16 protein-coding genes, 1 pseudogene and 1 riboswitch are annotated in these 11,347 nt (G+C 68.9%); of the genes and pseudogenes, 12 read left to right on the top strand and 5 right to left on the bottom strand.

The features are described 5' to 3' along the window. A partial coding sequence (gene cbiT / locus G6022_RS12355) for a precorrin-6Y C5,15-methyltransferase (decarboxylating) subunit CbiT (protein ID WP_182691655.1) occupies positions 1-997 on the top strand: 997 nt, incomplete at its 5' end. Then, positions 994-1,761: an SAM-dependent methyltransferase gene (locus G6022_RS12350; RefSeq protein WP_182691653.1), complete on the top strand. Its 768-nt coding sequence runs from the start codon at positions 994-996 to the stop codon at positions 1,759-1,761. The genes cbiT and G6022_RS12350, both read left to right, overlap by 4 nt. A gap of 331 nt (positions 1,762-2,092) precedes the next feature. Here G6022_RS12350 and G6022_RS12345 read toward each other — a convergent pair whose 3' ends face one another. Beyond that, positions 2,093-2,554, bottom strand: coding sequence for an SRPBCC family protein (locus G6022_RS12345; protein ID WP_182638992.1), 462 nt, complete (start codon positions 2,552-2,554; stop codon positions 2,093-2,095). Positions 2,555-2,956: 402 nt separating this feature from the next. Next, a complete protein-coding gene (locus G6022_RS12340; RefSeq protein WP_042329960.1) occupies positions 2,957-3,259 on the bottom strand; it encodes a winged helix-turn-helix domain-containing protein in 303 nt (100 codons plus the stop codon). 277 nt (positions 3,260-3,536) lie between these two features. Between G6022_RS12340 and G6022_RS12335 the strand changes: the two genes are divergently transcribed. The 8 genes from G6022_RS12335 (at position 3,537) to G6022_RS12300 (ending at position 8,787) form a co-directional block, all read left to right on the top strand. Beyond that, a complete protein-coding gene (locus tag G6022_RS12335) occupies positions 3,537-4,556 on the top strand; it encodes a sodium-dependent bicarbonate transport family permease (protein ID WP_182638989.1) in 1,020 nt (339 codons plus the stop codon). 14 nt (positions 4,557-4,570) lie between these two features. After that, a complete protein-coding gene (locus G6022_RS12330; RefSeq protein WP_179524144.1) occupies positions 4,571-4,861 on the top strand; it encodes a transcriptional regulator in 291 nt (96 codons plus the stop codon). Between the two features lie 20 nt (positions 4,862-4,881). Further along, a riboswitch (cobalamin riboswitch) is annotated at positions 4,882-5,095 on the top strand. 35 nt (positions 5,096-5,130) lie between these two features. Then, complete coding sequence (locus tag G6022_RS12325) at positions 5,131-5,871, top strand: energy-coupling factor ABC transporter permease (protein ID WP_179524145.1); 741 nt, start codon at positions 5,131-5,133, stop codon at positions 5,869-5,871. Next, positions 5,868-6,230: an energy-coupling factor ABC transporter substrate-binding protein gene (locus G6022_RS12320; RefSeq protein ID WP_179524146.1), complete on the top strand. Its 363-nt coding sequence runs from the start codon at positions 5,868-5,870 to the stop codon at positions 6,228-6,230. Before G6022_RS12325 ends, G6022_RS12320 begins: the two co-directional genes overlap by 4 nt. 15 nt (positions 6,231-6,245) lie before the next feature. After that, positions 6,246-6,974 (top strand): cobalt ECF transporter T component CbiQ, encoded by a 729-nt coding sequence (gene cbiQ, locus G6022_RS12315; protein WP_179524147.1) that lies wholly within the window; start codon positions 6,246-6,248, stop codon positions 6,972-6,974. Beyond that, positions 6,971-7,771, top strand: a complete 801-nt coding sequence (locus G6022_RS12310) for an ABC transporter ATP-binding protein (protein WP_179524148.1) — start codon at positions 6,971-6,973, stop codon at positions 7,769-7,771. Before cbiQ ends, G6022_RS12310 begins: the two co-directional genes overlap by 4 nt. Positions 7,772-8,117: 346 nt before the next feature. Next, positions 8,118-8,321 carry a hypothetical protein gene (locus tag G6022_RS12305; RefSeq protein WP_187700401.1) on the top strand — a complete coding sequence of 68 codons (204 nt, stop codon included), beginning with the start codon at positions 8,118-8,120 and terminating at the stop codon, positions 8,319-8,321. Beyond that, a complete protein-coding gene (locus G6022_RS12300) occupies positions 8,305-8,787 on the top strand; it encodes a BLUF domain-containing protein (protein ID WP_179524150.1) in 483 nt (160 codons plus the stop codon). Before G6022_RS12305 ends, G6022_RS12300 begins: the two co-directional genes overlap by 17 nt. A 13-nt stretch (positions 8,788-8,800) precedes the next feature. Here the strand turns inward: G6022_RS12300 and G6022_RS12295 are convergent, their stop codons facing one another. Then, positions 8,801-9,010 (bottom strand): hypothetical protein, encoded by a 210-nt coding sequence (locus G6022_RS12295; RefSeq protein WP_179523156.1) that lies wholly within the window; start codon positions 9,008-9,010, stop codon positions 8,801-8,803. Positions 9,011-9,056: 46 nt separating this feature from the next. Between G6022_RS12295 and G6022_RS12290 the strand changes: the two genes are divergently transcribed. Both G6022_RS12290 and G6022_RS12285 read left to right on the top strand, forming a co-directional pair. Continuing rightward, positions 9,057-9,566: a CGNR zinc finger domain-containing protein gene (locus tag G6022_RS12290; RefSeq protein ID WP_187700400.1), complete on the top strand. Its 510-nt coding sequence runs from the start codon at positions 9,057-9,059 to the stop codon at positions 9,564-9,566. Between the two features lie 78 nt (positions 9,567-9,644). Beyond that, positions 9,645-10,544 (top strand): DUF5996 family protein, encoded by a 900-nt coding sequence (locus G6022_RS12285; protein WP_182638987.1) that lies wholly within the window; start codon positions 9,645-9,647, stop codon positions 10,542-10,544. A 171-nt stretch (positions 10,545-10,715) separates the two neighbouring features. On the opposite strand, the gene G6022_RS12280 is transcribed toward G6022_RS12285, so the two are convergent. Next, complete coding sequence (locus tag G6022_RS12280; RefSeq protein WP_179524153.1) at positions 10,716-10,997, bottom strand: hypothetical protein; 282 nt, start codon at positions 10,995-10,997, stop codon at positions 10,716-10,718. A 121-nt stretch (positions 10,998-11,118) separates the two neighbouring features. Continuing rightward, positions 11,119-11,347: pseudogene (locus G6022_RS12275) on the bottom strand (tellurium resistance protein TerC); the annotation flags it as partial.

Raw genomic sequence — 11,347 nt, 5'->3', positions numbered from 1 at the left:
GTTGATCGGCCTGCTCGGCCCGGAGTCGGTGGAGGTGCTGCCGGCGGTGTCGTCGGTCGCGCTGGCCCGCGCCCGGATGCGGTGGCCAGCCGAGACGGTGGCGGTGCTGCGCGACCACCGCGAGCTCCCCGGTGTACTGGCGCCGGGGCAGCGGCTGGTGGTGTTGAGCGCCGACCGGCACACTCCTGGGGACGTTGCCAGGGCGCTCGCCGTCGCTGGTTTCGGGGACAGCGTGCTGACCGTCCTCTCCGATCTGGGGAGCCCGGCCGAGGCACGTCAGAGTTGTGTGGCGCGCGACTGGGATCCGGGCCGCGCGGTGCCCCAGCTGAACGTCCTTGCCGTGGAGTGCCTGGCCGGGCCCACCTCGCGCCCGCTCGGTGTGGCCCCAGGACTGCCCGACGACGCCTTCGAGAACGACGGCCAGCTCACCCGCCGCGACCTACGCGCCTCGGCTCTCTCGCGGCTTGCTCCGTCGGCCGGCGAACTGTTGTGGGACGTAGGCGCCGGCGCCGGATCGGTGGGCATCGAGTGGATGCGGGCACACCCGTCCTGCCGCACTGTGTCTGTAGAGGCCGATCCCGAGCGGGCCGCGCGCGTGGAGCGGAACGCCGCGCGGCTGGGTGTGCCGTCGCTGGAGGTCGTCCACGGGCGCGCGCCGCAGGCGCTCGAGGGGCTCCCTCGCCCCGATGCGGTGTTCGTGGGCGGCGGAGGCACCGCGCCCGGCCTGCTGCGGCAGTGTTGGGAGGCGCTGCGTCCCGGCGGCAGGCTGGTCGCTCACGCGGTGACGATCGAGACGGAGCGGGTGCTGATCGATGCCCGCGCGGAGTTCGGCGGCGAGCTCGTACGGTTCCACGTGGAACACGCCGACTCGATCGGCTCGTTCACCGGCTGGGCCCCGGCGCGGGCCGTGGTGCAGTGGTGCGCGATTAAGCCCTTCGCTGTTATGGCAGATTCCGCCGCTGCGGCGGACTCCGGGGAGACAGGGGAGACCTCGTGACAGTTCACTTCGTCGGGGCCGGCCCCGGCGCCGCCGACCTGCTCACGCTGCGCGCGGCTGCGGCCCTGGCCGCGGCGGACGTCTGCCTGTACGCGGGCACCTATCTGGACGACGGCGTGCTCGACCACTGCCGATCAGGCGCGCGGCTGGTGGACACCCAGCACCTGGACCTGGACGGGATCATCGCGGAGATCGTCGCCGCCCACGCCGAGGGGCTCGAGGTGGTGCGACTGTGCTCGGGTGACCCGTCGCTGTACTCCGCGCTCGCCGAGCAGACCCGCCGCCTCGATGCAGCGGGCGTGCCCTGGGACGTGGTGCCCGGCGTCCCGGCCTACGCTGCCGCCGCCGCCGAGCTGGGGGTGGAGCTGACCGTGCCCGAGGTGGTGCAGTCCGTCGTGTTGACCCGCGTCCAGGCCCGATCGACGGTGATGCCGTCCTCCGAATCGCTGGAGAACTTCGCCGCCACCGGCGCGACGCTGGTGCTGCACCTGGCGATCACCCGGATCCGCGAGCTCGCCGAACGGCTGGTTCCCACGCACGGCGCGGACTGCCCGGTGGCGGTGGTGGCCAATGCGAGCCGCCCGCACCGCGTCGAGCTGCGGGGCACACTTGCCGACATCGCGGACGCGGTCGAGTCCGCCGGTCTGCGGCAGGCGGCGGTGATCCTGGTGGGCCGGGCGCTGGTCCGGCCGGGGGAGGCCGAATCGTGGTTGTACGCCTCGGATCCGGAGAGGGCGGCGAAGCGGCGGGGCGGGGCGGGGTAGGTCGAACTCAGAGTTGAAAGTTCGACCACAGTCACGGAGGCCGAGGTGCCAGGCTGTGCTCGTGGTTTCCGAGGGCGGCATCTACACTCGAGTCTCCCTGCGGGACGCTCATCCGGTCGATTACTGGGCGGGTAGACCCGGACTCACCATACCGGCTGTCCACTTCAGATCAGGGTGTGGTCGGTCCGTGAGGTAGCGGAAGACGTCTCTCCGAACTCTGCCGGCGGGCTGTCGTCTAAGTGGCCGTTCCCGCGCATTGCTCCTCTTGCTACTGCCCAGTCGCAAGAGAGTTATCCCTGGCGAAGTCCACCCGTGGGGACGAGTCGGTTGGTCAGGCCTCGGCGATAGCTTTGATGCTCTCCAGCGTGGTGCCAAGTGCAGTATCGAGCTCGTCAGCGTGGTTCGGACCCCCGCCGAGGAGCGTCGCGGCGAAGATCCGGCCGATCGGATTGAGCTTGCCCGGCACGGACCGACGCTGGGCCAGCTTGGTACCGGTCTGCGTCGGCTGGAGCTCGAAGGCCCAGCGGGCGCCGCTGGTCTTCGTGTCCCAGGCGACACGCTTGTGTGGCTCGAACTCGATCACAACGTTTCGGGTTGGCCAGACGACCAGTTTGCGGCGGTTCCAGCCGATGTACTGCTGGCCCTTCCGGAAGCCTCCCGGCAGCAGCGGTGTCACCGCGACGAGTTCGGGCGACGACCGAACGAGCACGGAGGTATCCGTGACGACCTCCCACACGCGCTCGACGGGGGCGTCGACCTCGACCTCGGCGCGAAGCTCGCGGGTAGTGCTCATGCCATGCCTCCTTGGCGGGTTGAGCCGCGCTGGGTGTGGTGAACACTCTGGCGTGACCGGAATTGCGACCAGTGCAAGGTCGGACCGCTTCGCAACACAGTACGTCGCGTAGGGCGTACCCCGTAGTGACGTTGCTCTTCGTCGTGGTGTTGGTCCCCATGTCGACGAGCTCGCTTACGAGGGTGTGGGCCGCGCAGGTCCGGGACGCTGGCTGAGCAACACCGAATCCGCGGTGGTGCAGAAAGCGACCGTTCGTCCGGACGTGGTGACGGTGGATGTGCTCAGCCCCTATGACATCTCCGAACTCGATCAACTGCAGAGAGAAGCCGACCAGATCGTCCCCTGGGGGCCTCTAGTAGTGGTCGACCACGCTGTCGGGGCGCCACGATCAGTGCCGACGGGTCACTCGTTGCCGTCGCCAGCACCCTTTCGCGGGGCCCCCAGCACGCTGAGTATCTCCCCGACCATGTGGTCCCGTTCGAGTGGATGGCGCAGCGGCAGGTCTCGGTTCAGGCTGTAGCGGTTACGGCGCCCGTCGCGGATGCGCTGCAGGTACCCGGCCTCTTCCAGTTCGGCCACGATCCGCTGGGTGGCGCGCTCGGTGATCCCGACCGCATCGGCGATGTCGCGCAGTCGCGTCTCGGAGTCCTGCGCGATGCACAACAGGACGTGCGCGTGATTGGTGAGAAACGTCCACTCTGCCACTACGCCACCCCATCACCGACGACTTCCGAGTGCCATTTTGCCTTACGTGAATCACGGTACGCATGTGGGCGTGCACGGAGCCCGTCCCACCGCGGGCCCGGTCCGCGCGCCGCGCCACAACACGCGACACCGATTTAGGCTGTTGCAAAACATGTCTTGAAAGTCATGTATTGTCGTTCCCGTTACTCGCTCGGAACAGGCGGCTAGCGCGCCACGACGGAGATCAGCTCGTCCCGCTCGGCGGCGCACGGACTCCGGACAGATCAGGGGAGACTCGATGGACCTCAGCATTCTCGGCAGCCTCACGGACCCGCCGATCCTGTTCTTCTTCCTGGGGCTGTTCGTCGCCGCTGTGCGCTCCAACCTGGAGATCCCGGCCCCCGTCACCAAGTTCCTGTCGCTCTACCTGCTCATGGCGATCGGGTTCAAGGGTGGCCAGGCTCTGCGAGAGACCGGTCTGACCGGCCGCGCCGCGGCGGTGATCGGCATCGCCCTCCTCCTGGCCCTGGTGATCCCTGCGCTGGGCTTCCTGGTCCTGCGGCGCAGGGTGAACGAGTTCGATGCGGCCGCCATCGCCGCGACCTACGGGTCGGTCAGCGCGGTGACCTTCATCGCCGCGACGCAGTTCGTGACCGCCCGTGGGGAGGAACCCGGCGGGTACATGACGGTCGCCCTGGTTCTGATGGAATCGCCCGCGATCATCATGGCGGTGCTTCTGGCCACCTGGGCACGGTCCCGTCAGCGTTCCGCCCAGATGGCGGGTGACGCGGGGGCCGGCGCTTCCTCTCCCGTGTCGGGCGCACCCCTGTCGTTGCGGGCGATCCTGCACGAGGCGTTCACCGACGGTGCGCACTTGCTGCTGATCGGGTCGCTCGTGATCGGCACCGTGGTGGGGGCCGACGCCGGCGAGGCCATGTCCCCGTTCGTCGACGACATGTTCAAGGGGCTGCTGGCCTTCTTCCTGCTCGAGATGGGCTTGCTCGTCGCCCGTCAGCTCCGCGAGGTCCGGGACGTGGGCCCGTTCCTGATCGGGTTCGGCATCGTGATGCCCCTGGTCGGAGCATCGATGGCGCTGGCCCTGGGCAGTCTGGCCGGGTTGCCGGTCAGCGACCTGACCATGCTCGCCGTGCTCGCGGCGAGCGGGTCCTACATCGTGGTGCCGGCCGTCGTGCGCTACGCGATCCCCGAAGCGCGGCCGTCCCGGTACTTCACAATGGCCCTTGCCGTGACATTCCCGTTCAACATCGTCCTCGGCATTCCGCTCTACTACACCGTCGCCCAGTACCTGGGCGCCTGAGGCGAGGAGATCCCATGAAAGACGTCAAAAGGATCGAACTGGTAGTGGAGTCCGGGGTCGCCGGGAGGTTCCTCGGCGCGTTGGATTCGCTGGGCCTGACCCATCGCACCGTGATCCCGGGAATCTACGGGCGGGGACAGCACGGTGAGCGCGGTGGGGACCCTTTCTCCACCTTCGACAACACCTTCGTGCTCGTGGCGGTCGACCCCGACCGGATCGACGAGGTCCTCCGGTCGCTGCGGCCCCTCCTGCAGTCCGTCGGGGGCATGTGCCTGGTCTCGGACGCCCAATCGGTGCGGTACTGAGTCGGCCCCCGGGAGGGGGCTAGGATCTGCTCAGCTGCGGTGCTCGGGAACCCGGTGTGAGACCGGGGCGGCCCTCGCCACTGTGAACGGATGATGTCGCCAGTCCTCTGTGCCACTGCTCGCACGCGTTGTGTGGGTGGGAAGGCGGACCGGCGGCGATCCGGTCCATCCCTTCCGGGGGTGGGCCGGGGGAACCCGTGAGCCAGGAGACCGGCCGTGGCTGCCACCACGAGTGCCCGCGAGGTGACGGGCAGAAAGGTCTCAGGCATATGCATATCGCAGAGGGTTTCCTCCCCTCGGTGCACGCCGTGGCATGGACGGCCGTCGCGGCACCGTTCGTCATCCACGGCGCGCGCGAGGTGATCAGGACGGTCCGTCGGACACCGGAGGCGGGCGTGTTGCTCGGCGTGGCCGGGGCGTTCACGTTCGTCATGTCGGCCGTCAAGCTCCCGTCGGTGACGGGCTCCAGCTCGCACCCCACCGGGACCGGGCTGGGGACGATCATCTTCCGGCCACCCGTCATGGCCTTCGTCGCCACCGTGGTGCTGATCTTCCAGGCGTTGCTGCTCGCGCACGGGGGCATCACCACGCTCGGCGCGAACGTGTTCTCCATGGGGGTCGCCGGGCCGTGGGTCGCCTACGGGGCGTTCGTCCTGTGTCGACGGGTCGCGGTGCCGCTGCTCGGCGCGGTCTTCGTCGCCGCGTTCCTCGCCGACCTGGTGACGTATCTCGTCACCAGCGCCCAGCTCGCGCTGGCGTTCCCGAGCGCCGAGCACGGCCTGTGGTTCTCGATGGCCGAGTTCCTCGCCGTGTTCGCTATCACCCAGATCCCGCTGGCGGTCGTCGAGGCTCTGATCGTCGTGGTGATCGTCAGCGTGCTCCTGCGAATCGCCTCCCGTGAGCTCGACCTGGTGGGCTTCTTCCGGAGGGCGCGACTCGCCGGCGCGGGCACCTTCGCGCATCTCGAGGACCGTACCGATCAGGTCGAGGCCACGGAGTCGGTGCGATGAGCGGGAAGAAGCACGTCAGCGTGTGGGTGCTCGTGGGGCTGGTCGCCGTGGCGTTCGCGATCGCGGTGTTCTCCCTGGTCTATGGCGCTGGTGCGGGCGGCGAGTTCGAGGGTGCGGACGGGCAGGCGGAGGGGACGATCAGCCAGGTCTCTCCCGACTACGAGCCATGGTTCGAGCCGCTTCTGCCCGAGTTGCCGGGGGAGGTCGAATCGGGGGTGTTCGCCCTCCAGGCCGGGATCGGCGGCGGGATCGTGGGTTACGGACTCGGCGTCCTGCGGACACGTAGTAGGCAGCGTCGGGAGAGCGTGACGGGTGCGGCGACCCCGTCGGCGGCGGCCACGGGTCCGGCCGGGCACTGACCGGCCGAGCCCTAGGTGAACCCACTCGAACTCGCGGCGTCCCACAACCGTTGGTCGGACCTCCCGGTAGTCGAGAAGCTGCTGCTCTTCGGCGGTCTGCTGGTGGCGGCACTGCTCGTGCCGCCACCGGTGGGCCACGTGGCGATCCTGACTGTCTGTTGTGTGTGCGCCCTGGCGCTGGCCCGCGTCCCCGCCAGGATCTACCTCGCGGCGTTGCTCGCCCCCGTCGCGTTCCTGGCCCTGGGAATCGGTCCCCTCGTGCTGGACCTGGTGGACTGGCGCCTCGTGGTGGATCCGGCCGGGGTCGACACCGCCTGGCGGACGGTGAGCAGGGCGATCGCCGCGACGGCCGCCACCATCACCTTGGCGTGCACCACGCCCGTCGCCGACCTCCTGGCCGCCGGCCGGCGGGCCGGACTGCCCGCCCCGCTGGCTCACGTCGTGGACACCACCTACCGGCTCATCGGCCTGCTCATCGACTCCGCGCGCACGCTGCGGCATTCCCACGACCTCAGGCTCGGACACCGCACCGCCCGGGCCGCGATCAGCTCGGTCGGGACGCAGTTCGCCTCGGTATTCGTCCTGTCCGTCAGGCGGGCACGGGCGATCGACGACGCCATGTCCATGCGCGCCGAGCGCGGCCAGACCGCAGTGCTCGCCGAGGCGGACCCGGTCTCGGCCACCCGCGTGCTCGTCATCTGTCTGGTTCTCGTGTCCGTCTCGATACTGGGGGTCATGACGTGACCGTCCTCGCGCTGCGCGGTGCCCGGTTCTCCTACCGGCGTCTCGATGCCCTCGGCGGTCACACCCACACCGTGCTCGACGGCGCCGACCTGACGATCCCCGCCGGGGCGAAGATGGCGCTTCTCGGTGGAAACGGCAGCGGCAAGACCACCCTGATGCGGCTGCTCGTGGGCCTGAACCGCCTCGAGGCCGGGGAGTTGGAGCTGGACGGGGAGCGGGTCCGGGACCGCCGCGCCGACCGCACCCGCCTGCGGCAGTCGGTGCAGATGGTGCTCCAGGAACCCGACGACCAGATCTTCGCCACGACCGTGCGGGCCGACGTCTCCTTCGGCCCCGTGAACCTCGGATTGGATCGCGCCGAGGTGGCCCACCGGGTCGACGAGGCCCTGGCGGCGCTGGCGATCACCGACCTCGCCGACCGCGTCCCCCACCACTTGTCCTTCGGGCAGCGCAAGAGGGTGGCCCTGGCGGGTGCGCTGGCGATGCGGCCTCGCGTCCTGCTTCTCGACGAACCGACGGCCGGGCTCGACCCGCTCTCCTGTGAGGACCTGCTCGCGGCGCTGGAGTCGCTTCGCGCCGCGGGGGCCGCGATCCTCATGGCCACGCACGATGTCGACCTCGCCTGGGCCTGGGCGGACGACGCGGTGGTGCTCTCCGGCGGAGCGCTCACCCGCGGCCCGGTCCACCGAGTGCTGCAGGACGAGGGCCTCCTCACCGCGGCCCGGCTCACCACCCCGTGGGGCGCCGCGGTGTCACGCCGACTGGGCCGGACGGTATCGCGGCCGGGAGAGGTCTGACCACGCTCGTCATCGGGATCGCACTCGCCCGTGTTCCGGACGCGACCGATGCCATCGGTGGCGCAGTCTTCCGACGCGCATCATGATGGCCCGGTGTGCCGCTATGACGGATAGCTTCGGCAGGATGTGAGTTCTTAGGCAAGAAGAGCACTGTGGGATCGGGTGACACGTCGATGCGTGCCCATCCCTGTTTCGGCCGCGCGCGGCGGCAGCGTCTCCCGGTGACGTGGCTCGGGCCACGTTCTTCTCGACGTGTACGGCAGTGGGTGAAACACCTTGTCAAGGAAGAAAAGGGGTGGGAGTGACTTCGGCAATCGAAGGATACGAAGAAATACGATGGTCCCAGGTGGAAGACAGCTTCTTCGTCGGTAGTTTCCGCGGGAACTTCGTGGGGTACATCGATCAGAATTCTGACGGCAGTTTCACCTGCTACGACAGGATGTCGAGACCGCAGGGCGAGTCCGGATCCCTGGACGAGGCGATCTCCAGCCTGAATGATCTGTACTTTTCCGATGCGAGCGAGGGAGAGTTGAATGTCGCTGGACGCTGAGTTCCCCACGTCGCCCGGGAGCGGACAACTGAAGTATTTGGTGTACACGAGCGTGCCGGTGCGGAAGATGCTGCCGGGTGATCTGGAGTCCATTCTGTTCACCTCCCGGGAGCGCAATCGTGCCGCCGGGATCACCGGTGTCCTCCTCTTCAGGAACAACTGCTTCATTCAGTTCCTCGAAGGCCCTCCGGCCGCGATCGACGAGTTGATGACGCGCATCGCTGCCGATGACAGGCACAGTCGTGTCCGGGTCCTGTTGACGGAACCTGCAGCCGAGCGCAGCTTCGCCGACTGGAAGATGGGCTTCGGCATCCCCAAGGAGACCCGGTCGACCGGAGTCGACGGCGTGCGGGACAGTTTCAACGATCTCACCGGCGGCTCGAACTACGACGTCGTACGTCGGGCCGCCGAGGACTTCTCGATCTGGTTCAAGGTCAAGGAGCGCTCGATCTCGACCTCGCCCTGAGCGTCGCCTCTCCCTACACCCGGGCGACGGGCACGCCGGCGCGCAGGACGCGATGCGCGCCGCAGTGGCAGGACTCGTAGGTCACAGTGCCCTCGCTGGTGCGGTGGGAGGAGCGGGTCAGCCATTCGTGCTGGTGCGCGTCCGGATCCGCAGGCTGCGGAACGGGGGCGTCGTGGTCGCGGTCGTGATCGACGTCGGTGGGCGAACAGGCTGCTGTGGTCATGCGCTGACTGTGGTGCAATGGGTCAGTGCAGTTCAACCATGGCAATATGGTCGGCCCGACTCTCGCGGCGGAACTTGCCTCACTCGGCGCCCGGGAGTGGGACACCGATATGGCCGTCGGCGTGCTTCGCGCCCACGGCGTCCGCAGGCCCGATCTCGACGACGCGAGGTCGACCCGCCTACAGGAGTGGGCATTGTGGTTGAGGGCACCCTTCTCGGCGCCGGACGTGGACTCCACGTGCGACGCGATCAACGAGCTGCTGGACTCGGCCGCGTCGAGGCCGTCCCTGAGCACGCACGACGGGCACAAGCCCCACCTGCACTTCGCGGCCGACGGTGACGACGTGGTGGAGCGCGTCCGGGCCATCACCGCAGGCGGTCTGGCGATCTTCGCGGTCGAGTCGGAGGGCGGCCGTCTGGGGGCCTGTCTCCGATCGGGGTGTCCCGAGGTGTTCGTCGACACCAGCCGGAACGGTAAGCGGCGCTACTGCAGTGCCCGGTGCGGCAACCACGACGCCGTCCAACGGCACCGGGCCCCCGGCCGTCGACCCGGGTGACGCAGGGGCGCGGTTGGCGCCGGGTCCCGGCTGACGATGGGGGTGTCGGACGGCCGCGAGATCGGGGATCATGTGTCGATGGAGACGCGAGACGAGCCCTGGCCGGCCCTGCCCCTGGAGTCGTGGATCGACACCAGGGACACACTTCACCTGTGGACCCAGATCGTCGGCAAGACGCGGATGGCCCTCGGGCCGGAGATCAACCACTGGTGGGGCGTCCCGCTGTACGTGGACGCGCGGGGGCTCACCACGTCCCTGATGGTCGCCGGACACCGCGGTCTGGAGATCCGCTTCGACTTCGTCAGCCACGACCTGCTGTTCCTCGTCACTGACGGCAGCACCCGCCGGATGGCGCTCGAGCCGCGGACCGTCGCCGACTTCTACGCCGAGTACACCGGCCACCTGGGTGATCTCGGGTTCGACGTGCCGATCGTCGGGACCCCGGTCGAGCTGCCGGAGGTGATCCCGTTCGCCGAGGACACCACGCACGCGTCGTACGACGCTGACGCCGTGGCCCGTTTCCGGAGGTCGCTGGTCAGCGCGCACGGCGTCCTGTCGACGTTCCGCAGTGGGTTCCGTGGGAAGTCCTCGCCCGTCCACTTTTTCTGGGGTGCGTTCGATCTGGCCGTCACCCGGTTCTCCGGACGCTCCGCCCCCGAGCATCCCGGTGGCGTCCCGAACTGCCCGGACCGGGTCATGCACGAGGCCTACAGCGACGAGGTGTCGAGCGCGGGGTACTGGCCGGGTGGTGCGGAGGAGGGCATCTTCTACGCGTACGCCTATCCCCACCCCGAGGGGTACGACACCCATCCGGCGGTCGAGGCCCCCGCGTACTGGAGCGCCGAGCTGGGTGAGTACGTGCTGCCGTACCACCTCGTGCGACAGGCGGCGGATCCCGACGCCGTGGTGCTGAGGTTCCTCGAACAAACCCATCGCGCGGCGGAGGAGACGGCGGGCTGGAGCCGGGTCCGGGTCTAGCCCGGTCCGGCAACGACTAGGCGGGATGGGGAGTGCACCGCACGTGCGGCCGTGTCTCCGACGCACCTCTGCCGATCGGCGCGAGACCGCACCCCGGAGGGCGTTCCCCGTGTGGCACTTCCCCACGCGGATCTCCCGGATAGCGCGTGATCGACCTGGTCAGGTGGACCCTTATGCGCTGTTGGTCGCGGCAAAGACGAGGAACGCCACGAACAGTGCTGCCAGTCCCAGACCGATGCCTATGACGGCCTCACGGTGGTTCGACGCCTCGCTTTGGTCCACTCGTTTCAGACCGACCCATCCACTGGCGAGGGCGACCACTGCGGCGGCGATGGTGATCGCACCGCCGATGAAGGGCACCAGGGAGGCCAGCGCGGCAATGATGCCGGCGACCAGCGAGGTGGTCCCGGCACCGTTGCGGTAGGAAGTTCCGGTGGAACGGTCTTCGGGCATGTGGTCTCCCATGCACTTTCGAGGTGACTGACTGGTTCTCGCAACAGACACGCCGAGACCGTCTCGAAAGCTATCGCCAGCTGGCCTCGAGCTGCAGCACGAGTCCGCACAACTCGGCCGGTCACGACTTCTCGAATTCATCGGCGGAGGCTTCACTCCGGGCCCGCCAGAGGGGGTCGAGGGCGGCGTCCTCCTCGGCGGTGGCGACCCTGAAGGGGGGGTCGGCCGGCGTGGGCAGCCCCTGACGTTCCTGGCCCCTGGTGGCGCGCAGGCTGGCGACAACCGAGACGGTGAGGACTGCCGTGATGACCGCGAGGGAGATGGCGGTGGGGATGTAGAACACGTCGATC

It is taken from the genome of Dietzia sp. Cai40 (assembly GCF_014145165.1).
In the GTDB taxonomy this organism is placed as follows: domain Bacteria; phylum Actinomycetota; class Actinomycetes; order Mycobacteriales; family Mycobacteriaceae; genus Dietzia; species Dietzia natronolimnaea.
The sequence above is the reverse complement of the archived record's forward strand: the minus strand, read 5'-3'. Positions and strand labels throughout refer to the sequence as shown.